Raw genomic sequence first — 20,824 nt, forward strand, 5'->3', positions numbered from 1 at the left:
GGCCTTGCGCGCCCGTTCCACTCGGCTGACGCGGCGCCGCGGCGGACGGCCGAGCGGCCGTCGTCGAGCAGGTTCCTGCCCCTGCCGCTGTACGCCTCGGTATCTCCCCGCCCGGCGATCCATGCTGCCCGGAAGGGCGGCAGCCCCCTCACCGGATCACTGCCTGGCCCGGCAGTCCGGTAGGTGCGGAAAGGCGGGTTCGCGTCTCCGTTGGGGGACGGTTCCAGGGAGATTTCCGTTACGGGAACCCGGATGCCCGATCCATCGTCGATGAAGGCCAGCGCATGCGACGCCAGGGACCGGGTGGCAGTTGCTGGTTTCCCCTCCGGCAGCACGTTCCCGGACTGGTTTTGGGCAGGGCTCAGCTGTTCATTTGGTGTACTCAAGGAATACTCACTTCCTTCGCCGGCATTACCCGGACAGGTTCGACGGTCGCAGGCTGCCTCAGCCCGATCTCAGCCCCTGCAGGGGCACCCGTGTGGTCAGGAACGAAGCTACCACAGCCGGTCCGCCGATCCTTGTCACAACTGCCGGTGTTAGCCTGACTGGCGACGAAAAAGGGGATCCGATGCCGGAAATCATAGAATTCAGCGGCCCTGTGCTGACCGGGCCGGCCAGCGAACACCGCGGCCTGTGGTCCGTGGACGGGGCGCTGACATTTGTCCGCCCGCAGCAGGCTCCGGGCCGGGTGCTGGACGGCTGGGTGCTGCCCGGCCTGGTGGATGCGCACTGCCACATCGGGCTGGGGCCGGAGGGTCCGGTGGACTCCGCTGCCGCGGCGGACCAGGCCCGTGCGGACCTGGCTGCCGGCACGCTGCTGGTGCGTGACGCCGGCTCGCCGGCTGACACCCGGTGGATGCAGGGCGGCCGGGACTTCCCGGTGCTGATCCGGGCCGGGCGCCATGTGGCCCGCACACGCCGCTACCTCCGCGGCTTCGCTGACGAGGTGGAACCGGAGCACCTCGTGGAGGCCGTGCGCAAACAGGCCCGCGACGGCGACGGCTGGGTCAAGCTCGTCGGGGACTGGATCGACCGCGGGGCCGGGGACCTGGCACCCTCGTTTCCTGCCGCCGTCGTCCGGGATGCTGTCCGGGCCGCCCATGACGAAGGCGCCCGGGTGACTGCCCATTGCTTCGCCGAAGACACCCTCGACCAGATGCTGGATGCGGGCATCGACTGCATCGAGCACGCCACCGGCCTCCTGCCCCGGCATCTTCCCCGGTTTGCGGAACAGGGCGTGCCGATCGTCCCCACCCTGGTCAACATCGCCACGTTCCCCGATATCGCTGCGCAGGCACGGCACAAATTCCCGCGCTACGCGGCGCACATGATGGCCCTGTGGGAGCGGCGCCTGGAGCGCGTGGGTGAGGCCTACGACGCCGGCGTGAGGATTTTCGCAGGGACGGACGCCGGCAGCGTCATCAGGCACGGGCGGATCGCCGACGAGATCCTTGCCCTGCACCAGGCAGGCCTGCCCATGGCGGCTGCGCTGGACGCCGCCTGCTGGTCGGCACGGGAGTGGCTCGGAGCGGACGGCGTGGCTGAGGGGGCGCGTGCCGACGTGGTTGTCTGCCGAAAGGATCCGCGTACCCGCCCGGAGGCCGTCCGGGACCTTTCCCACGTGGTGCTGGGAGGCCGCATCATCTCAGGGCCATAAGAAGGCTCTTGGAATAAATTGAAGCTTCAAGTAATTTTAACTGTGACAGGCCGTGTCCTCCGTGCGGCCGCCAGTACAGGGAGCATTCAATGACCGCAGAAGCCACCAGCCAGGACCTTCTTCCTGCCGACCTCACCATGGGCACCGTGATGCTCAAGGTCGGTGACATGAAGGTCATGACCGACTACTACCAGCGCGCCCTCGGCCTCGACGTTGTTGCCGAGCAGGACGGCGGCCTCTACCTCGGCCGCCTCCGGAAGCCGCTTGTCCACCTGGCGCCCGCGCCGGGGCTGAACCTTCCGGGCAGGGGGGAGGCGGGCCTCTTCCACACTGCGCTGCTGTTCGAGGACCAGGCCTCCCTCGCCGCAACCGTCGCCACCGCCGCACGCTTCAACCCGCACTCGTTCACCGGCAGCGCGGACCACCTTGTCAGTGAGGCCTTCTATTTCACCGACCCCGAAGGCAACGGCATCGAGCTGTACTGGGACCGGCCGCGCAGCAACTGGTCCTGGAACGGGACGGACGTGGTGATGGACAGCCTGGCGCTGCCGCCGCAGCGCTACCTTGAGCAGCACCTCACGGAGGAATCCCTGGAAGGACAGCACACCACCGCGGCCGGCGTGGGCCACGTCCACCTCCAGGTGGGCGACGTGCAGTCCGCCCGCGACTTCTACGTTGGCATCCTCGGCTTCGAGAAGACCGCGGGGTGGCACGGGCAGGCCCTCTTCGTCTCAGCGGGCCGGTACCACCACCACATGGCCATGAACGTCTGGAACAGCCGCGGCGCCGGCCCCCGGAAGGACACGCTGGGCCTTGGCGAGGTCCTCATCGAAGTGCCCGCGGGTGACGACGTCGGCGCGCTGGCTGACCGCCTGAAGGTCTCCGGAATACCGTCCAGCCACACCGGGGCGGAGTTGCTGTTCGAGGACCCGTGGCGCAACAACATCCGGGTGGCAGTACGCTGACCCCGGCGCCCCCGTACTAGGCTGAAACCGAAAGGCCGGTGCGGGTGACCGCCCCGTCCGCCGCACTTTCGACGGAAGGTTACCCCAATGGGCTTCACCGAGATCTTTGTCGCCACCCATGATGCAGCTCTCAAGCGCGCCGGTCTCCTGGACGCAGGCGGGGGAGCCCCCGCCGGCCAGGGCGTCCGCATTCCGGACATCACGGACTATGAGGTGGAACAGCTCGGCGACCTGGCCGGCACGGCCGTGCACGCCGGGGGAGCCGACTACGAGCTGACGATGGTCGATGTCACCAGCGATTCGCTGCTTGCCGTACCCCCTGCCATGGTCCGGGCGCTGGCCGACCTGCTGACCTACGAAACCGAGGGCGAAGGCAATGTCCTGGACGACGTCGCCGAACAGTGGGCGGCGCAGGAGGACATGCCATTCGGCGCTGCCCAGGCCCGTGTGTACGTCCAGCAGCTGGCCGAACTGGCCGGTGACGTGGACGATTCAGAACGGACAGGGCTGTACGTCTGGTCCGCGTAAGCGTTTGGCGCAACCTGTCCTGGAGCGCGCTTAATGCCGGCCCTTCCAGGGCCTGCGCCGCGCCAAGTCGAAATCGCGGCGCTCATCTGGCACAATAAACAGGTACTCGATCTGCGTGGCCCCTCTCTCCGCGTCCGGATCCTGTCCTTCGAACCCGCAAGTACGGCCCGCCCCACGGGTGCAGAAAACCGGGCTCTCCCCCTTTTTCTGAAACAGGAGTGACCACAAAAGTGGCCGTAAAGATTCGCCTTAAGCGCCTCGGCAAGATGCGCGCCCCGTACTACCGCATCGTCGTCGCGGACTCACGCACCAAGCGTGACGGCCGCGCCATCGAGGAAATCGGCAAGTACCACCCCACCGAAGAGCCCTCGTACATCGAGGTCAACTCCGAGCGTGCGCAGTACTGGCTGTCCGTCGGCGCCCAGCCGTCCGAGCAGGTTGCCGCGATCCTGAAGATCACCGGTGACTGGCAGAAGTTCAAGGGCCTGCCGGGCCAGGAAGGCACCCTCAAGACCAAGTCTGAGAAGGAAGCCTTCGTTGCCCCGGAAAAGGGTTCCGTGATCATCCCGGAAGCCATCACCAAGAAGGCCTCCAAGTCTGACGCAGCAGAAGCCCCGGCCGAAGCCGAAGCAGAGACCACCGAGGCTGAGTAAATTGCTGGCAGACGCGCTGGAGCACCTGGTCCGCGGGATCGTTGATTCCCCGGACGACGTCAAGGTCAGCTCGAAGAGCAACCGCCGCGGGGACACCCTCGAGGTGCGTGTTCACCAGGATGACCTCGGACGGGTGATCGGCCGCCAGGGCCGCACGGCACGCGCACTGCGCACCGTCGTCGCAGCACTGGCCGGCGGCGAACCGGTCAGGGTCGACGTCGTCGACACCGACCGCCGCCGCTGAGCGCACGGCAACACCAGTTTTTTGCTCCGGCCCCTCCACCAGCAGGTGGAGGGGCCGGAGTCTTTTCCAGAACACCCGCTTTACCGACCCGAACAGAGGAAGACATGCAGCTTCAGGTGGCCCGCATCGGCAAACCCCACGGCATCCGCGGGGAAGTCACGGTCCAGGTCCTGACAGACGCTCCTGAGGACCGCTTTATCCCCGGCACCGAGTTCGTGGTTGAGCCCGCGTCCTCCGGCCCGCTGACGGTGAGCAGCGCACGCTGGAACAAGGACATCCTCCTGTTGGGATTCGAAGAAATAGCCGACCGCAACCAGGCAGAGACGCTGCGTGGAGCCAAGCTCTTCATCGAAACGGCGGACCTGGACGAGGATGACGACGAGGCTGGTACGAGCATGAACTCGTGGGCCTCGAAGCCCGCGTGGGCGACCAGGTGGTGGGCAAAGTCACCGCCCTCAACACGGCCCCGGCCCAGGACCTGCTGATGGTCACCACCCCGGAAGGCGGGGAAATCCTGGTCCCGTTTGTGGAGCAGATCGTCCCGGAAGTGAACATCGGGGAGGGGTACATCCTCCTCACCCCGCCGGACGGCCTCTTCGAGCTGAATTCGGAAGACGCCGCCGCATCCGGTGAGGAAGGCAAAGCGTAGATGCGGATCGACGTCGTCACAATTTTTCCGGAGTACCTGGCACCGCTGGAACTTTCGCTGATCGGAAAGGCCCGGCAGGACGGCCTGCTGGATCTTCGGGTCCATGACCTGCGCGCTTTCACCACCGACAGGCACCGGACGGTGGATGACACTCCCTACGGCGGCGGCGCCGGCATGGTGATGAAGCCCGAGCCCTGGGCGCAGGCGCTTGCGGCCATCGCCGGAGACCGTCCGGAGGGTGCCGGCAAACCGGTCCTCATCGTCCCGTCACCGGCGGGGGAGCGGTTTACGCAGGCCCTTGCCTACGAACTGGCCGAGGAAAAGCACCTGGCCTTCGCATGCGGGCGCTATGAGGGCATCGACGAACGCGTCATTGACTGGTCCCGGGACCACTTCGACGTCCGGCCCGTCAGCCTCGGAGACTACGTCCTGAACGGCGGGGAGGTGGCTGTCCTGGCGATGGTCGAGGCCATCGGCCGGTTGCTGCCCGGCGTGGTGGGCAACCCGGAATCCCTGGTCGAGGAGTCCCACTCGGACGGGCTCCTGGAATACCCCGTCTACACCAAGCCTCAGTCTGGCGGGACCGGGAAGTGCCGGCGGTGCTGCTGAGCGGCAACCATGGCAGGATTGCGCAGTGGCGGCGGCACGAACAGTTCCGCCGGACTGCCCAGCGCCGCCCGGACCTCCTCGAAGGGTTCGACGCCGGCAAGCTGCCACGTGCCGACCGCACCGAACTGCAGGACCTGGGGTACGACGTCGTCGACGGGAAGCTGGTCCGCCGCGCCGGGGCGGCGGAAGAAGCACGCGACTGACGATGCCGCCCCGTCCGCCCGGACTGTGGGCGGATTGGCTGTAATGGCGCTGCTGTGGCAAAATTAGTCCTTGTGTCTGCTGGGCCAGCGCCTGCCACAGGGGGAGCGAAGCCAACAGCCTGACAACCGGCCCCGTCAACAATTGGGGTGGCCGGACTACTTAGCTTTCGGCAGCATTTCCGGCGCTACCTGCGCCGTGCCCTGCTGCCGTGACCCAAAGTGAATGACCTGTGGCGTTCACCAGGAGTGCAATCATGCATATTCTCGATTCCGTAGACGCAGCTTCGCTGCGCACCGATGTTCCCGAATTCCGCGCGGGTGACACCCTCAAGGTTCACGTGAACATCATCGAAGGCAAGAACTCCCGCGTCCAGGTGTTCCAGGGCTTCGTCCTGGGCCGCCAGGGTGACGGCGTCCGCGAGACCTTCACGGTCCGCAAGGTCTCCTTCGGTGTCGGCGTTGAGCGTACCTTCCCGGTACACTCCCCGATCATCGAAAAGATCGAGGTTGTCACCAAGGGCGACGTTCGCCGCGCCAAGCTTTACTACATGCGTGCACTGCGCGGTAAGGCTGCGAAGATCAAGGAAAAGCGCGACTTCAGCACCGCCAAGTAAGTCCTTTTCGGACATACGCAGGCTGGGCCGCAGCCGTATCCGGCCAGCGCCGGAGCCAATCAGCACCAGCGCCAGGATACGGACCATGGACCAGACAAAACGCCAGCCCACAAGAATGGGCTGGCGTTTTGCGTTCCTGGCACTGCTCCTTGCCGTGGCCGTCAGCGGGGTGGTCCGGTCACTGTGGCTCGACGTCTACTTCATTCCGTCCGAGTCCATGGAACCCCTGCTGGAAGGCGGGGACCGGATCCTGGTGTCCCGGACCGACTTCCAGGCAGAACCCATCCGCCGGGGCGACATCGTGGTGTTCGACGGCAGGGGTACGTTCGCACCGCTCAACAGCGGCAGGGGCCCCGTCGTGGATGCGGCCTCAGGCGTCGCCCAGTGGCTTGGACTCACCGGCAGCGACACCACCTATGTCAAACGCGTCATCGGTCTCCCCGGCGACACCGTGGCCTGCTGCGACGCGGCGGGAAAGATTACGGTTAATGGCGGGGCGCTGGACGAGCCCTACCTCTTCAGCGGCGACGCCCCCAGCACGCAGAAATTCACCGCGGTGATCCCGGAGGGGCGGCTGTGCTCATGGGTGACCACCGTTCGCTGTCCGCCGATTCCCGGAGCCTGCTGGGCGCCCCCGGCGGCGGCATGGTGCCGATGGAACGCGTCGTCGGGCGTCCCGTCCAGATCATCTGGCCCCTTGATAGATTTGCTCCAGTACCCCGCCCGTACGCGGCGGAACCAATAACAGAGAACGGACAGTAGATGCCCGAGAATCACGCGCGGACACCGGAACCGCGCCCCGACGGCGCCTCTGAGACTCCGGCAGGCCAGACCGCCGGCGGGCCCGTCCCCGGCCCGGGAAGCGCCTGACCCGGCGCCGGCGGAAAGCCGGTCCGCCGCGAAGGCAGCCGCAAAGCCCGCCGGCAGCCCGGTGTTCGCATGGCTGAAGGAGGTCGCCACGGTGGTGGTGATCGCCGTCGTGCTGTCCTTCCTCATCAAGACTTTCCTTTTCCGGGCGTTCTTCATTCCGTCCGAGTCCATGGTGAACACCCTGGACGTCGACGACCGCATCTTCGTCAACCTCCTGGTGCCGGAGCCCTTCTCGCTCAGCCGCGGAGACATTGTGGTCTTCCGCGATACCAAGGGCTGGCTCCCGCCGGTCGAAGAGAAAGCGGACGGCCCTTTCACCTGGGTGCAGGACGGGCTGACGTTCGTTGGGCTGCTCCCGGACAATTCCGAGCAGCACCTGGTCAAAAGGGTCATCGGGCTGCCCGGCGACCACGTGGTCTGCTGCGATGCCGGCGGTAAACTGACCATTAACGGCTCTGCCGTGGACGAGCCCTACGTCAACCCCGCCGAGGTCCCGCAGGCCCGGAACTTCGACGTTGTGGTTCCCGAAGGAAAGGTGTGGGTGATGGGCGACAACCGGAACCATTCCGCCGATTCGAGGGCGCACATGGACTCCGACGGCGGTTTCATCGACCTTGACGACCTCGAAGGCAAGGCGGCAGTCATTGCGTGGCCGCTGAACCGGATAACAACGCTTGACAACTATCCGGACGTGTTCCGGAACGTACCCGCCGCTCCCTGACATGTCCCCGGCAGTCAAGACAGTCCCGGCAGAGGCCGCTCCGGCCCGTCGCCGGTCCGGTTCCACGAAAGTGCCCGCGGGCACCAGGGCGTCCGCCGGGCGCGCCAAGGCGCCGACGTTGCGGCACGAGCGGTCCTTCAAGGCCCAGGGGGTCCGTTTCCTCGCCGGGATGGACGAGGTGGGCCGCGGCGCACTGGCCGGGCCGGTCAGCGTCGGCATCGCCGTCGTCGACCTTGAACGCCAGCGCAGCCTTGCCGGGGTGCGGGACAGCAAGCTCCTGCCGCCCGCTGAAAGGGAACGCCTGGATCCACTGGTCCGCCGCTGGAGCGTGGCCTCGGCGGTCGGCCACGCCAGCGCCCGGGAAATTGATGACTTCGGCATCATGGCCGCCCTGCGCCTGGCGGGAACCAGGGCCTGGAACGCCGTCCTGGCGGCCGGGGTCACACCGGAACTCGTGCTCCTGGACGGCAACCACAACTGGCTTTCCCCGGCGGAGCAGCCGTCCCTCTTCGAACCGGTTGCCCTCGACGCTGCCTGCCAGGCCCCGGTGCACACCAAAATCAAGGCCGACATGCAATGTTTGAGCGTTGCGGCGGCGAGCGTTATCGCCAAGGTGGAACGGGACAGGGCAATGCGGGAACTGCACGCCGAGTACCCGGACTTTGGCTGGGACATCAACAAGGGCTACGCCACGGCGCTCCACCGCGACGTGCTGCGCGCTGCCGGACCAAGCCCCTACCACCGCGTGAGCTGGAACCTGCTCGGCGGGGAACTCCGGGACAGGGAAGCGGCGGACGGTGAGGTGCCGGACGACGAATGTGCTTTGGACGAACTTTCCCTCGATGAACGGTCCGGCCTGGCGGAATCCGCCGCGGACTGATCCCCGCTCCCGTCCGGGCGCCCGCGGCGGCGGACATGGTGCAAGATGGAAGCATGAGTGCTGAGGATCTTGAAAACTACGAAACCGACATGGAGCTCCAGCTCTACCGTGAATACCGCGACGTCGTCGGACTGTTCAGCTATGTAGTCGAGACCGAACGGCGCTTCTACCTGGCAAACCACGTGGACCTGCAGGCCCGCAGCGCAGACGGCGAGGTCTACTTCGACCTGACGCTGCAGGATGCCTGGGTGTGGGACGTGTACCGCTCCGCCCGGTTCGTCAAGAGCGTCCGGGTCCTCACCTTCAAGGACGTCAACGTGGAAGAGCTTCCGCGCAATGAAGAACTGGCCATGCCCAAGGACGTGGACCTGGGTAACTAGGTCCGGGGCCGCCGCGCCACTTTCCCTTCACAGCCCGCCGTATGCACATACGGCGGGCTGTGCTGTCCGCCGCTACTTCCGCAGGCCCAGGCTGGTTAACGGAGGTAGAAACATGAAATCGAAAGACCTGCTGGGCCGGCACGGCGAGGAACTCGCCGCCGGCTACCTGGAGTCGCTGGGCATGCTGGTGGTGGAACGCAACTGGCGCTGCCCCGAGGGTGAAATCGACATCGTCGCCCTGGACGGCGACGCCCTGGTGATCGCCGAAGTCAAAACACGGCGTTCCCTGGACTACGGCCACCCGTTCGAAGCGGTAGGGCCCGAAAAGCTTGCCCGGCTGCACCGCCTCGGCTCGGCATGGTGCCGCGACCGGGAATTGCGGATGCCCCTGCGGCGGGTGGACGTCATTGCCGTCGTTGATGACGGGGGAGGCCAGCCCACCGTGGAACACCTCAAGGGGGTCGGGTGATGGCACTGGGCCGCACATATTCCATCGCGCTGGTGGGCCTGAACGGGTACATGGTTGAGGTCGAGGCCGACATTGGACAGACCCTGCCGGCCTTCATCATCCTTGGGCTGCCCGATGCCTCCCTCAACGAAGCACGGGAGCGGATCAGGTCCGCTGCCAGGAACTCCGGAATTCCGCTCAGCCGCAGGAAGATCACTGCCAACCTGATTCCGGCCTCGCTTCCCAAGCGCGGTTCCGGCTTCGACCTCGCCGTGACCATGGCCGTGCTCCGCGCCGCCAATGACATCCGGCCCACTGGCCGGACGGTCTTCATCGCCGAGCTTGGGCTTGACGGCCGGCTCCGGCCGGTCCGTGGAATCCTTCCCGCGGTCATGGCCTCGGTGCAGGCAGGATTCCCTGACATTGTGGTGGCGCACGCCAACCTCGCCGAGGCCGCCCTGGTTCCGGGAGCACATGTGCGGGGCTACTGCACCCTTGCCAGGCTGGCACTGGACTTCGGAGCGGATCCGCAGGAGCTCGCCCTTGACTTCGAACCCGAGGACCAGGACGGTGGCGATGACCTTTCCGCCACGGACGGGCCCTGCCCCGACATGGCTGACGTGTCCGGGCAGGCCGATGCCCGCCGTGCCCTGGAGGTCGCAGCTGCCGGCGCCCACCATCTGCTGCTGACCGGCCCGCCCGGCGCCGGCAAAACCATGCTGGCGGAACGGCTGCCCGGCCTGCTGCCAGACCTTGGCGACCATGAATCCATGGAGGTCACCGCCATCCACTCGCTCTGCGGGCTTCCCTCCTCCACGGTCCAGCTGCTTCGGCGGCCGCCCTTCGAAAGCCCACACCATTCGGCAACGGCCGCAGCCATCATCGGCGGGGGGTCGGGGCTGCCGCGGCCCGGGGCAGCCTCGCGGGCGCACCGCGGTGTGTTGTTCCTGGACGAGGCACCCGAATACGAGCGGCGGGTCCTGGACGCGCTGCGGCAGCCGCTGGAAAGCGGGGAACTGGTGATCCACAGGTCGGCCGGGACAGCGGCGTATCCTGCACGCTTCCAGCTGGTGCTCGCAGCCAACCCCTGCCCCTGCGGCAAGGCTTCCGGGAAGGGGCTCGAGTGCACCTGCACACCCATGATGCGGCGCCGCTACCTGGCCAGGATGTCCGGGCCGCTGCTGGACCGGGTGGACATCCAGCTGCAGGTCGAACGGGTATCGCTCGCCGAGTTTGGCCAGTCCGGAGCTGAGGAGGATTCAGCGGCCGTAGCCGGACGGGTGCGGGAAGCCCGACTCCGCCAGTCGGAGCGGCTGCAGCCCTTCGGACTGGAGACCAACTCCCAGGTGCCCGGCCGCATCCTGCGCGGAGAACTGCGGCTGGCGCCGGCGGCAACCCGGATCCTGGACCATTCCCTGGAGCGGGGCATCCTGACTGCACGCGGCTATGACCGCGTGCTGCGCCTGGCCTGGACACTCGCCGACCTGGGCCACCGGGACAAGCCGGACACCGACGATATCGGACAGGCACTCGGACTGCGGCAGGCCGCGGCGGTGTCGGCATGAGGGAAACATCAATGGACCCCGACCGCCTGGCCCGCGCCGCGCTGTCACGCCTGATGGAGCCGCAGGACGCCGCCGGACTTGCCCTCGTACAGGTGGCGGGAGCCGTGGATGCCCTCGGCATCGCTACCGGGGAGTTGAAGGCAGGGCCGGAACTGGAACGCGAAATCACGGCACTCCTCGCGGACAGCGGAGCCGCCACCAGCTGGGCCGGCATGGCGGCTGCGCTCAAGCGGTGGCAGCCCAGGATCCCTGACCTGGCGCCCGAGCGGGACCTCGCCACCATGGCCCGCCTGGGCGGACGGCTCATCATCCCCTCCGACGAGCTGTGGCCCGCCCAGTTGGCAGATCTCGGGATCCAGGAGCCGCTCTGCCTCTGGTGGCGCGGCCAGGAGCAGCCCCTGCCGGCGGTGGACACCAGCATCGCACTGGTGGGTTCCCGGGACAGCACCAGCTACGGGGCCTCGGTGACGGGGGATCTCGCCTACTCGCTGGCCCAGCGCGGCTTTACCGTGGTGTCCGGCGGCGCCTACGGGATCGACGCCCATGCACACCGGGCAGCGCTCGCCGGCGGTGCAGGTGCTGTTCCCACCATCGCGGTCATGGCAGGCGGCGTGGACAGGTTCTATCCGTCCGGCAACGAGGACCTCCTGCGGGCTGTCTGCAACCAGGGTGCTGTCCTCGCGGAGGTGCCGCCGGGATCAGCCCCCACGCGCTACCGGTTCCTGCAGCGCAACCGGCTGATTGCGGCACTGTCCGCCGTCACCGTCGTCGTGGAGGCGCGCTGGCGGTCCGGAGCACTGAACACGGCCCATCACGCCGAATCCCTCGGCCGTGCGGTCGGTGCAGTGCCGGGGTCGGTGCACAGTGCGAATTCGGCAGGATGCCACCGGCTGCTGCGCGACGGGGGAGCCGTGTGTGTTACCGATGCCGCAGAAATTGCCGAACTCGCCTCGCCGAGCGGCAGCGCGCTGCCCGAACAGCGGCAGGCCAGCGCCCAGGTGCAGGACGGATTGACCCTCGAGGACCTGATCCTGCTCGATGCGCTGCCGCTGCGCTCCACCACCTCCGTCGAGAAGCTCGCGGCCGTGGCCGGGCTGGGGCAGGAATCGGTGCGTGCCGGCCTGGGCAGGCTCGGGCTGCTCGGCCTGGCCGTTTCCGAACGGGGCGGCTGGAAGAGAGGCAAGGCTTCCGTCTGATGTACCGCCCTGATGGAGACAAAGTGGTGGCCGGCGCCGTGTCAGCCCACAGGTACGGCTCCAGGAACTGAGACAGTAAGGGAGTGGAAAATGAGGAAATGCCACCAGGACTCAGCGACGCCCTGGACGCGTTCGCCGGCTACCTGTCCGGAGAGCGTGCGGTGTCGGCCCACACGCGGCGTGCCTACCTCGGCGACGTCCGCAGCCTCCTGGCGCATGCCGCCTCGGAAGGTGCCTCCGTGCTTGGGGACCTCGAACTGGGCATGCTCCGCCGCTGGCTGGGTGTCCAGAGCCAGTCCGGCGCCGCCCGGGCAACCCTGGCCAGGAGGTCCGCCACGGTAAGGTCATTCACCGCATGGGCTTTGCGCGAGGAACGGATCGCCGTGGATCCTGCCCTGCGGCTGAAGGCGCCCAAGCGTGAACGGTCCCTGCCCGGTGTCCTGCAGAGTTCGCAGTTGACCCGGCTGCTGGGCCAGCTGGAGCACAGTGCAGCCGACGGCGAGCCCCTGGCCGTCCGCAACCGCGCAATAGTGGAACTTCTCTACGCCACCGGCGTGCGGGTGGGGGAACTTGCGGGGCTGGACATCGATGACCTGGACCCGGACCGGCGAACGCTGCGTGTCCTGGGCAAAGGCAACAAGGAGCGTACCGTTCCCTACGGCGTTCCCGCCGCGGTGGCGGTGGATGACTGGCTGCGCCGTGGACGGCCGCTGCTGGCGCGGGAGAACAGCGGCCCCGCCCTGTTCCTCGGCGCCCGCGGGCGCCGGGTGGACCAGCGGCAGGTGCGCGAATTGGTCAACCGGCTCCTGGAAGCGCTGGGGGATACCTCGGCTTCGGGACCCCACGCCCTGCGCCATTCCGCCGCTACCCACCTGCTGGACGGCGGCGCGGACCTGCGGGCGGTGCAGGAAATACTGGGGCACAGCAGCCTGGCCACGACGCAAATCTACACGCATGTTTCGGTGGACCGGCTGCGCAAAAGCTACCAGCAGGCCCACCCGCGGGCCTAAGTTCCGGAAAGCTAATCGCACTGGCGTAATTCTGCGGCGTACGGCACAATAAGAGTCACGTCCGGCAACTTTCAAGTACCGCTTGAAGCCCTTGGGCTGCAGGCGGTGCGGCAAGTCCGGACGCAGCATTCATATCTGAATAACCAGGCAAGGAGTCCCGCAGGCAGGGCACAGCGGTTCCATCCAGGCAGAGGTCGTTGGGGAAGACGTACCTAGAGCTATGGAGGATGGAATGTCTGTTGCAATGACCCGCGGTGTGCTTTTCGTTCACTCGGCCCCTACGGCCCTGTGCCCTCATGTTGAGTGGGCCATAGGTTCCGTCGTTGACAAGCGCACGGACCTTGAGTGGACCCCTCAGCCTGCCGCGCCCGGAATGTTCCGTGCCGAGTTGTCCTGGACCGGGACGCCCGGCACCGGGGCTAAGTTGGCGTCCTCACTGCGCGGCTGGGCGCACCTCCGCTTCGAAGTGACGGAGGAGCCAAGCCAGGGAGTGGACGGCGGGCGGTGGTCGCACACCCCTGAGCTGGGTATTTTCCATGCGGTGACGGACGTGCACGGCAACATCATGGTGTCCGAGGACCGCATCCGCTACGCCTACGAGTCCGGAGCAGGGGACCCCGCTGCCGTCTACCATGAACTGTCCCTGGCACTCGGTGAAGCCTGGGACGAGGAGCTCGAACCCTTCCGGCACGCCGCGGAAGGCGCGCCCGTGCGCTGGCTCCACCAGGTGGGCTGACCGCCGTCGTACCCCAGCCCGGATTCCCGGACCGAAACACCACTCCATAGCAATGAAGGAGGCCCCGCCAGCCGGCGGGGCCTCCTTCTTGTTCCGGGTATGTCCCGGTGATGTCAGACGCTTCGGACGGCGACGACGGCGTTGTGGCCGCCGAAACCGAACGAGTTGCTGAGCGCCACGATGTTCCCGGCAGGCAGGTCGCGAGCGGAGGTCACCACATCCAGCGGGATCTCCGGGTCCTGGTTTTCGAGGTTGATGGTCACCGGCGCCTTGCGGTCGTATACCGCAAGGACGGTGAGGACCGCCTCGACGGCACCCGATGCGCCCAGCAGGTGGCCCATCTGCGACTTCGTGGCGGAGACCGCCACGTTGTCCACGTGGTTGCCCAGGGCGGCGCGCAGGGCGGTGTACTCGGGCTTGTCACCAACAGGGGTGGAGGTGGCGTGCGCGTTGACGTGGACCACGTCCTCCGCCTGGATCCGGCCGTCGAACATAGCGGCCTTCAGTGCGCGGGTGGCGCCCAGGCCCTCCGGGTCCGGCGCGGTGATGTGGTAGGCGTCGGCGGTGACGGAGGTGCCGGCGAGTTCGCCGTAGATCCGCGCGCCGCGGGCCAGGGCATGCTCCTCGGCTTCAAGGACGAGGGCGCCTGCACCCTCGCCCATGACGAACCCGTCACGGCCGGTGTCGTAGGGCCGGGAAGCACCCTGCGGGTCATCATTGCGCCGGGAGAGCGCCTGCATGGAGGCGAACGCGGCCAGGGGCATCGGATGGATGGCTGCCTCGGCGCCGCCGCACATGACCACGTCAGCCTTGCCGGAGCGGATCAGTTCCAGGCCAAGGTGCATGGCTTCGGTACCGGAGGCGCAGGCGGACACCGGGGTGTGGGCGCCGGCCCGGGCGCCGAGGTCCAGGCTGACGGCCGCGGCAACACCGTTGGGCATCAGCATGGGCACGGTCATGGGCAGGACCCGGCGGGGGCCCTTTTCCTTCAGGGTGTCCCAGGCGTCCAGCAGCGTCCAGACACCGCCGATACCGGTAGCGAAGGCGACAGCCAGGCGGTCCTTGTCGAATTCGGTGATGCCGGAGTCTGCCCACGCCTCGCGGGCGGCAATGACGCCGAACTGGGTGGAGGGGTCCATCCGCTTGGCCTCAACGCGGCTGAGCACGTCAAGGGCAGGGGTGCTGCAGCGGGCAGCGAAATGGACGGGAAGCTCGTACTTGGCGACCCAGTCATCCTCCAGGGTGCGGGCACCGGAGACCCCCTTGAGCGCGTTGCTCCACATTGTGGGAACGTCGCCGCCGATGGGCGTGGTGGCGCCCAGACCGGTAATGACTACTTTGCGTGTCATGGGATCACTCTTTCGTCGGTGGGAATCCGTCTCCGTCTTCCGGAGGGTCCCGCGTGTTGATGGCCGGCCTCGGCCGGGTGGAGAAAATGCAGCGGGGCTGCCGGTCCGGTCATCCGGACCGGCAGCCCCGCCAAGCCAGACGGCGAAGGCCTGGACTAGGCCTGGGCTCCGGCGATGAAGCTGACAGCGTCACCAACGGTCTTGAGGTTCTTGACCTCTTCATCCGGAATGCGCACGCCGAACTTCTCTTCGGCGTTCACCACGATGGTCATCATGGAGATGGAGTCGATGTCCAGGTCCTCGGTGAAGGACTTGTCCAGCTCCACAGCCTCAGGGGCCAGGCCGGTTTCCTCGTTGACGATTTCAGCCAGGCCGGCCAGGATCTCTTCGTTGCTAGCCATTGATGGCTCCTTTTCTTGTATTGCCGGCAGGGGCTGCCGGAAATGGTTCAGGCCGCGGATGCGAACCCTTGGGGACGTTCCTAGGGAAGGACAACTACCTGCGCGCCGAAGACCAGCCCGGCGCCAAAGCCGATCTGCAGGGCCAGCCCGCCGCTGAGCTCCGGGTTTTCCTGCAGCAGCCGGTGCGTTGCCAGCGGAATGGATGCAGCGGACGTGTTGCCGGCGTCGGCAATGTCCCGTGCCACTGTAACCGTCTCCGGCAGCTTCAGCTTCTTCACCATCTCGTCGATGATGCGCATGTTGGCCTGGTGCGGGATGAAGGCCACCAGGTCCTCGGCCTCGACGCCTGCGGCTTCAAGTGCCTGCTGCGCTACCTTGGCCATTTCCCAGACAGCCCAGCGGAAGACGGTCTGGCCGTCCTGGCGAAGCGTGGGGTACAGCTCCTGGGCCTCCTCGAGGAGGGCCAGGTCCCCGGTGGAGTCCGACTGGCGGGCAGCCAGGCCGAGGTCCCGGACATCCAGCATGGAGCGCGTCATGCCGATCGCATCCCACTTGCTGCCGTCCGAGCCCCATACCGAGGGTGCGATGCCCGGGGTTTCGGAAGGACCGATCACGACGGCGCCTGCACCGTCGCCGAGCAGGAAGGAGATGGTGCGTTCACGGTTGTCGATGACGTCGGAGAGCTTCTCCGCGCCGACCACCAGGACGTACTTGGCGGTTCCGGACCGGACCAGGGCGTCACCCTGGGCGATGCCGTAGCAGTAACCGGCGCATGCGGCGGAAATATCGAAGGCCGGTGCCGGCGTGGCTCCCAGGCGGTCAGCCAGGCTGGCTGCGGCGGAAGGGGTGGCGTAGGGGTGGGTCACCGTCGAAACGATGACGGCGCCGAGCTCCGAAGCCTCGATGCCGGCCTTTTCCATCGCCTCGCGGGCAGCGCCCTCGGCCATGTCAATGACGCTTACATCCGCCTTGGCGCGGTGGCGGGTGACGATTCCCGTCCGCTGGCGGATCCACTCGTCGGAGGAGTCGATCCACTGGCAGACGTCCTCGTTGGTCACGATGACGTCCGGCCGGTAGGCGCCCAGGCCGAGGATGCGGGTGTGCTCCTGGATGGGAGCCTGTTTCAGCGTGGGAACGCTCATGCGTTGCCCTCCAGTTCTGCAAAGAGCGCCAGGGCGGCAGATAGGTCGTCGGGGGTCTTGACCGCGACGGTCTTGACGCCGGGCATGCCGCGCTTTGCCAGGCCTGCAAGGGTGCCGGCGGGAGCGAGTTCGATGACTCCGGTCACTCCGCGCTGGACCAGGGTCTCCATGCACAGGTCCCAGCGCACGGGGCGTGACACCTGCGCGATCAGGCTGTCGACGGCGGCACGGCCGTCGGTGACTTCGCCGCCGTCGTAGTTGGACAGCAGGGGAACGGCCGGCGCCTGCGGCTTCAGCTGCGGCTCAAGAGCCTTCAGGGCGCTGACGGCAGGGGACATGTGGCTGGTGTGGAAGGCACCCGCAACCTTGAGCGGAATGACCCGGGCCTTGGCGGGTGGGTTGTCCGCAAGGGCCTTGAGCTGCTCGAAGGTTCCGGCCGCCACGGTCTGGCCCGCGCCGTTGACATTGGCCGGAGTTGCACCGGACGCCTCGATGGCTGCCAGGACTTCGGCAGGATCGCCGCCCACCACGGCACTCATGCCGGTGGGGGTGACGGAGGCTGCGGCCGCCATGCTGTTGGCCCGTTCGCGGACGAACGTCATGGCTTCCTGTTCGGTCAGGACGCCGGCAAGGGCGGAGGCGGTGATTTCACCTACCGAGTGGCCGGCCAGGATGACCGGCAGCGAGTTGAGTTCGACGTCGAAGAGGGACGCCGCGGCCACGAGGCCGGCGGCAACGATCAGGGGCTGCGCAACGGCAGTGTCCTTGATGGTTTCCTCGTCGGAAGTGGTCCCGTGAGCGATCAGGTCGATTCCGGCGATGTCGCTCAAGGTGGCCAGTTGGCCTGCCACCGGGGGCAGTTCCAGCCAGGGGGCCAGAAAACCCGGGGTTTGTGAGCCCTGTCCAGGGCAGACTATTGCAAGCACGTAACCAGCTTTCCAAATTACTTCGTGATCCAGCGGTGTTTGTCCGCACCAAGCTCACGGGGTCAGGTTGTAGGAAGTCTACAACGGTTCAGGGCTGAGTCCGCGACGGCTGACGTTCCGTGGCGGCTTTGGGAGGGGCCGAAAGCCGGCCCACCACCAGTGCTGCCTGCAGGACGAAAGCTTCCCGCGGGAGGAGCGGGTCCCAGCCCGTGACATCACAGACACGCTTGAGCCGGTACCTGACCGTGTTGGCATGGACGAAGAGTTCCCGGGCCGTGGCTTCCAGCGAATGGCCCAGCTCCAGGTAGGTGCCGAGGGTTTCCACGAGGCCGTTGGATGCCGCCAGCAGGGGCCGGTAGATGTTCTTGACCAGGGAGCGGCGTGCGGCGTCGTCGCCCGAGATGACCCGCTCTGGAAGCAGGTCGTCCGCGGCCACCGGCCGCGGCGCGGAAGGCCATGCCTTGGCGGCGGTGAGGCCGGCAAAGGCGGACTGCGCGGAGCCGCTGGCTTCGAGCAGCGATCCCGCCTCGGGACCGTACACAACAGGGCCGGGGGCGAACATGTCGCTGAGTTTGATGTAGGCGGTTTCCCGGTCCTGGACGCCCCCGAGGATGAGGATCAGCCGGTCGCCCTGGATGCCCACCAGTGCGTCCTCGGCATACCGGCCGGCCATGCGCCGCAGCTCGCTGACGTAGCTGGCGCTCGGCTCGGAGGGGGAATTGCCCACCATGACCGTGAAGCGCTCCTGCGCTTTCCAGCCCAGCGCAGCGATCCTTGACCGCAGCGCGTCGGTGTTTTCGCCCCGCAGGATGGCATCCACGATCAGGGCTTCGAGCCGGGTGTCCCACGACCCGCGGGACTCGGCGGCGCGGGCGTAGACGTCCGCGGCGGCAAACGCCACCTCCCGCGAATAGCGCAGCACGGCTTCGCGAAGGGACGGCTGGTCAGCCTCGGGCGCGATGACCGGGACCTGGTCCTCCACCACCTCCACCACGATCCTGATCAGCTGCAGCGCTTTCTGCAGGCTGATGGAGCGCGTGAGTTCGGTGGGAGCGGTGCCGAAAACGTCGGTGAGGATCCACGACGCGAGCTCGGCCGCTCGTACCAGGTGACGAACGCCGCAATGCCGTTCTGGGCCACCATCCCCAGCGCCGACCGTTCGTCCGAGCTCAGCCGGCTGTACCAGGGCAGCGACTTTTCCAGTTCCCGCATGGTGGTGGTGGACAGCTGCCCCACGTTGGCACGCAGTTTCTTGAGGGTTTCCGACTTCTCCGGGGTGACCGCAGGCTGGGCCGGTTTACGCTTCGCGGACGGGGTGGCAGGTGCTGGCATGCTTTGAGCATACGGGCAGCGGGCGGCAACCTCCATTTGTGCGAAGGCTACAATCCGCTTTGTCATGCATCACACGTTCGGGACAGCCTCCCGGGCAACGGACGACGGCGGCCCCCGCCTTTCGGTGGGAGCCGCCGTCGCTGCTGCTGGCCGGGGAGAGGTTACGCCTCGCCTCCGGCGTTGCCGGTGGTTCCGGCATTCACGTTGTGCAGGCGGTACTTCTCGATGGCCTTGACCGGAGCCTGGGCGTCCACTTCACCGCGGCGCGCCAGCATCTCAAGCGCACGCACCACAATGGAGTGGGTGTCGTTCTTGAAGAAGCGGCGGGCTGCGGCGCGGGTGTCCGAGAAGCCGAAGCCGTCGGCGCCCAGGGTGGCGTATTCATTCGGGATGAACTGCCGGATCTGGTCCGGAACAGCCTTCATGTAGTCCGAAACTGCGACGACAGGCCCGGTGGCACCCTCAAGCTGACGGGTGACGAACGGGACCCGGGCGGGCTGTTCGGGGTTGAGGAAGGCTTCCTCTTCGGCGGCGAGGCCGTCGCGGCGGAGTTCGTTCCAGGAGGTGACGGACCAGACGTCGGCGGAGACGGACCAGTCTTCGGCGAGGATCCGCTGGGCTTCGAGGGCCCAGGGGACGGAGACGCCGGAGGCCAGGAGTTGGGTCCGGGGGCCGTCGATCTTGGCGGGCTGGAGCAGGTAGATGCCCTTGATGACGCCCTCGACGTCGAGTTCCTCGGGTTCGGCGGGCTGGACGATGGGCTCGTTGTACACGGTGAGGTAGTACATGAGGTTCTTGTCCGTGCTGTCCGGGCCGTACATCCGCTCGAGGCCGTCGCGGATGATGTGGCCCATTTCGTAGCCGTAGGCGGGGTCGTAGGTGACTACTGCCGGGTTGGTGGAGGCGAGCAGGGGGGAGTGGCCGTCGGCGTGCTGGAGGCCTTCGCCGGTGAGGGTGGTCCGGCCTGCGGTGGCGCCGATGATGAAGCCGCGGGTCATTTGGTCCGCGGCTGCCCAGAAGGCGTCGCCGGTGCGCTGGAAGCCGAACATGGAGTAGAACACGTAGACCGGGACCAGGGGTACGCCGTGGGTGGCGTAGGCGGTGCCGGCGGCGGTGAAGGCTGCCACGGCGCCGGCTTCGTTGATGCCGGGGTGGATCAGCTGGCCGGCGGGGGATTCCTTGTAGGCCAGGACCAGGTCGCGGTCCACGGACAGGTAGTTCTGGCCCTTGGGGTTGTAGATCTTCGCCGTCGGGAAGAACGCATCCATGCCGAAGGTACGTGCCTCGTCCGGGATGATCGGGGCGATGTGCTTGCCGAAGTTCTTGTCCCGCATCAGGTCCTTGAGCAGGCGGACGAATGCCATGGTGGTGGCTGCCTGCTGCTTGCCCGAGCCGCGCTTGGCCACCTCATAGGACTTCGCCTCGGGCAGCGTGATCTCGGCGTGCTTGGAGCGGCGCTCCGGCACGGACCCGCCCAGGGCCGCCCGGCGCTCCATCATGTACTGGATTTCCGGCGCATCGGTGCCCGGGTGGTAGTACGGCGGCCGGTACGGATCCTTCTCCAGCTGCTCGTCGCTGACCGGGATCCGCAGGTGGTCGCGGAACTTCTTCAGGTCATCCAGGGTCAGCTTCTTCATCTGGTGGGTCGCGTTGCGGCCCTCGAAGTGCGGTCCGAGTCCGTAGCCCTTGACGGTTTTGGCGAGGATGACGGTGGGTTTGCCCTTGAATTCGGTGGCTGCCTTGTAC

At 67.2% G+C, this 20,824-nt stretch carries 19 protein-coding genes, 5 pseudogenes and 1 riboswitch; of the genes and pseudogenes, 17 read left to right on the forward strand and 7 right to left on the reverse strand.

From position 1 onward, the window contains the following. Positions 1 to 386 (reverse strand): annotated as a pseudogene (locus G205_RS18185) (phosphomethylpyrimidine synthase ThiC); the annotation flags it as partial. After that, a riboswitch (TPP riboswitch) is annotated at positions 381 to 488 on the reverse strand. Its footprint overlaps the pseudogene before it by 6 nt. A gap of 80 nt (positions 489 to 568) precedes the next feature. Between G205_RS18185 and G205_RS18190 the strand changes: the two are divergent. From G205_RS18190 to G205_RS18275, 17 genes and pseudogenes are all read left to right on the forward strand, one after another. After that, complete coding sequence (locus G205_RS18190) at positions 569 to 1,657, forward strand: amidohydrolase family protein (RefSeq protein ID WP_009359297.1); 1,089 nt, start codon at positions 569 to 571, stop codon at positions 1,655 to 1,657. A gap of 89 nt (positions 1,658 to 1,746) precedes the next feature. Then, entirely contained in the window at positions 1,747 to 2,622 is an 876-nt protein-coding gene (locus tag G205_RS18195) for a VOC family protein (RefSeq protein ID WP_009359298.1), read from the forward strand. 87 nt (positions 2,623 to 2,709) lie between these two features. Beyond that, on the forward strand, positions 2,710 to 3,150 hold the full coding sequence (locus G205_RS18200; RefSeq protein ID WP_009359299.1) for a hypothetical protein: 441 nt from the start codon (positions 2,710 to 2,712) through the stop codon (positions 3,148 to 3,150). A 230-nt stretch (positions 3,151 to 3,380) separates the two neighbouring features. After that, positions 3,381 to 3,803, forward strand: a complete 423-nt coding sequence (gene rpsP, locus G205_RS18210) for a 30S ribosomal protein S16 (protein WP_009359301.1) — start codon at positions 3,381 to 3,383, stop codon at positions 3,801 to 3,803. A gap of 1 nt (position 3,804) precedes the next feature. Further along, entirely contained in the window at positions 3,805 to 4,047 is a 243-nt protein-coding gene (locus G205_RS18215; RefSeq protein ID WP_009359302.1) for an RNA-binding protein, read from the forward strand. A gap of 104 nt (positions 4,048 to 4,151) precedes the next feature. Further along, positions 4,152 to 4,696 (forward strand): annotated as a pseudogene (rimM, locus tag G205_RS18220) (ribosome maturation factor RimM). Beyond that, a pseudogene (gene trmD, locus G205_RS18225) lies at positions 4,697 to 5,508 on the forward strand (tRNA (guanosine(37)-N1)-methyltransferase TrmD). Positions 5,509 to 5,762: 254 nt separating this feature from the next. Next, the gene (gene rplS, locus G205_RS18230) at positions 5,763 to 6,122 is read left to right on the forward strand and encodes a 50S ribosomal protein L19 (protein WP_009359303.1); all 360 of its coding nucleotides are present in this window, start codon (positions 5,763 to 5,765) and stop codon (positions 6,120 to 6,122) included. An 85-nt stretch (positions 6,123 to 6,207) separates the two neighbouring features. Continuing rightward, positions 6,208 to 6,884 (forward strand): annotated as a pseudogene (lepB, locus tag G205_RS18235) (signal peptidase I). A gap of 169 nt (positions 6,885 to 7,053) precedes the next feature. Beyond that, positions 7,054 to 7,713 carry a signal peptidase I gene (gene lepB, locus G205_RS18240; RefSeq protein ID WP_009359305.1) on the forward strand — a complete coding sequence of 220 codons (660 nt, stop codon included), beginning with the start codon at positions 7,054 to 7,056 and terminating at the stop codon, positions 7,711 to 7,713. Position 7,714: 1 nt separating this feature from the next. Next, positions 7,715 to 8,593 (forward strand): ribonuclease HII, encoded by an 879-nt coding sequence (locus tag G205_RS18245; protein ID WP_083875112.1) that lies wholly within the window; start codon positions 7,715 to 7,717, stop codon positions 8,591 to 8,593. Between the two features lie 53 nt (positions 8,594 to 8,646). Further along, positions 8,647 to 8,973 (forward strand): DUF2469 domain-containing protein, encoded by a 327-nt coding sequence (locus G205_RS18250; RefSeq protein WP_009359307.1) that lies wholly within the window; start codon positions 8,647 to 8,649, stop codon positions 8,971 to 8,973. 112 nt (positions 8,974 to 9,085) lie between these two features. Further along, positions 9,086 to 9,442 carry a YraN family protein gene (locus G205_RS18255; protein WP_009359308.1) on the forward strand — a complete coding sequence of 119 codons (357 nt, stop codon included), beginning with the start codon at positions 9,086 to 9,088 and terminating at the stop codon, positions 9,440 to 9,442. Next, on the forward strand, positions 9,442 to 10,986 hold the full coding sequence (locus G205_RS18260) for a YifB family Mg chelatase-like AAA ATPase (protein WP_009359309.1): 1,545 nt from the start codon (positions 9,442 to 9,444) through the stop codon (positions 10,984 to 10,986). The genes G205_RS18255 and G205_RS18260 overlap by 1 nt, the downstream gene beginning before the upstream one ends. 11 nt (positions 10,987 to 10,997) lie before the next feature. Continuing rightward, complete coding sequence (dprA, locus tag G205_RS18265; RefSeq protein ID WP_009359310.1) at positions 10,998 to 12,182, forward strand: DNA-processing protein DprA; 1,185 nt, start codon at positions 10,998 to 11,000, stop codon at positions 12,180 to 12,182. 98 nt (positions 12,183 to 12,280) lie between these two features. After that, entirely contained in the window at positions 12,281 to 13,192 is a 912-nt protein-coding gene (locus G205_RS18270; protein ID WP_035753752.1) for a tyrosine recombinase XerC, read from the forward strand. A gap of 232 nt (positions 13,193 to 13,424) precedes the next feature. Beyond that, positions 13,425 to 13,928 carry a DUF3145 domain-containing protein gene (locus G205_RS18275; protein ID WP_009359312.1) on the forward strand — a complete coding sequence of 168 codons (504 nt, stop codon included), beginning with the start codon at positions 13,425 to 13,427 and terminating at the stop codon, positions 13,926 to 13,928. 113 nt (positions 13,929 to 14,041) lie between these two features. On the opposite strand, the gene G205_RS18280 is transcribed toward G205_RS18275, so the two are convergent. The 6 genes and pseudogenes from G205_RS18280 to G205_RS18305 all read right to left on the reverse strand — a co-directional run. Further along, the gene (locus tag G205_RS18280) at positions 14,042 to 15,277 is read right to left on the reverse strand and encodes a beta-ketoacyl-[acyl-carrier-protein] synthase family protein (RefSeq protein WP_009359313.1); all 1,236 of its coding nucleotides are present in this window, start codon (positions 15,275 to 15,277) and stop codon (positions 14,042 to 14,044) included. 155 nt (positions 15,278 to 15,432) lie between these two features. Next, positions 15,433 to 15,678, reverse strand: a complete 246-nt coding sequence (locus G205_RS18285) for an acyl carrier protein (protein WP_009359314.1) — start codon at positions 15,676 to 15,678, stop codon at positions 15,433 to 15,435. 80 nt (positions 15,679 to 15,758) lie between these two features. After that, positions 15,759 to 16,820 (reverse strand): beta-ketoacyl-ACP synthase III, encoded by a 1,062-nt coding sequence (locus G205_RS18290; RefSeq protein ID WP_009359315.1) that lies wholly within the window; start codon positions 16,818 to 16,820, stop codon positions 15,759 to 15,761. Beyond that, positions 16,817 to 17,746 carry an ACP S-malonyltransferase gene (locus tag G205_RS18295; protein ID WP_200859197.1) on the reverse strand — a complete coding sequence of 310 codons (930 nt, stop codon included), beginning with the start codon at positions 17,744 to 17,746 and terminating at the stop codon, positions 16,817 to 16,819. The genes G205_RS18290 and G205_RS18295 overlap by 4 nt, the downstream gene beginning before the upstream one ends. An 88-nt stretch (positions 17,747 to 17,834) precedes the next feature. Next, positions 17,835 to 19,078 (reverse strand): annotated as a pseudogene (locus tag G205_RS18300) (PucR family transcriptional regulator). A 161-nt stretch (positions 19,079 to 19,239) separates the two neighbouring features. After that, positions 19,240 to 20,824 (reverse strand): transketolase-like TK C-terminal-containing protein (locus G205_RS18305; protein ID WP_009359319.1); only part of this gene is annotated, 1,585 nt, incomplete at its 5' end.

This window comes from Arthrobacter nitrophenolicus, assembly GCF_000332815.1.
In the GTDB taxonomy this organism is placed as follows: domain Bacteria; phylum Actinomycetota; class Actinomycetes; order Actinomycetales; family Micrococcaceae; genus Arthrobacter; species Arthrobacter nitrophenolicus.

What these genes read in the sequence shown, in the direction of transcription:
- G205_RS18290 (WP_009359315.1), bottom strand. Translation starts at nt 16,820, where the DNA reads ATGAGCGTTCCCACGCTGAAACAGGCTCCCATCCAGGAGCACACCCGC.
- rplS (WP_009359303.1), top strand. Translation starts at nt 5,763, where the DNA reads ATGCATATTCTCGATTCCGTAGACGCAGCTTCGCTGCGCACCGATGTT.
- G205_RS18285 (WP_009359314.1), bottom strand. Translation starts at nt 15,678, where the DNA reads ATGGCTAGCAACGAAGAGATCCTGGCCGGCCTGGCTGAAATCGTCAAC.
- G205_RS18255 (WP_009359308.1), top strand. Translation starts at nt 9,086, where the DNA reads ATGAAATCGAAAGACCTGCTGGGCCGGCACGGCGAGGAACTCGCCGCC.
- G205_RS18275 (WP_009359312.1), top strand. Translation starts at nt 13,425, where the DNA reads ATGTCTGTTGCAATGACCCGCGGTGTGCTTTTCGTTCACTCGGCCCCT.
- dprA (WP_009359310.1), top strand. Translation starts at nt 10,998, where the DNA reads ATGGACCCCGACCGCCTGGCCCGCGCCGCGCTGTCACGCCTGATGGAG.
- G205_RS18195 (WP_009359298.1), top strand. Translation starts at nt 1,747, where the DNA reads ATGACCGCAGAAGCCACCAGCCAGGACCTTCTTCCTGCCGACCTCACC.
- G205_RS18270 (WP_035753752.1), top strand. Translation starts at nt 12,281, where the DNA reads ATGCCACCAGGACTCAGCGACGCCCTGGACGCGTTCGCCGGCTACCTG.
- G205_RS18280 (WP_009359313.1), bottom strand. Translation starts at nt 15,277, where the DNA reads ATGACACGCAAAGTAGTCATTACCGGTCTGGGCGCCACCACGCCCATC.
- G205_RS18200 (WP_009359299.1), top strand. Translation starts at nt 2,710, where the DNA reads ATGGGCTTCACCGAGATCTTTGTCGCCACCCATGATGCAGCTCTCAAG.
- G205_RS18190 (WP_009359297.1), top strand. Translation starts at nt 569, where the DNA reads ATGCCGGAAATCATAGAATTCAGCGGCCCTGTGCTGACCGGGCCGGCC.
- G205_RS18260 (WP_009359309.1), top strand. Translation starts at nt 9,442, where the DNA reads ATGGCACTGGGCCGCACATATTCCATCGCGCTGGTGGGCCTGAACGGG.
- G205_RS18245 (WP_083875112.1), top strand. Translation starts at nt 7,715, where the DNA reads ATGTCCCCGGCAGTCAAGACAGTCCCGGCAGAGGCCGCTCCGGCCCGT.
- G205_RS18250 (WP_009359307.1), top strand. Translation starts at nt 8,647, where the DNA reads ATGAGTGCTGAGGATCTTGAAAACTACGAAACCGACATGGAGCTCCAG.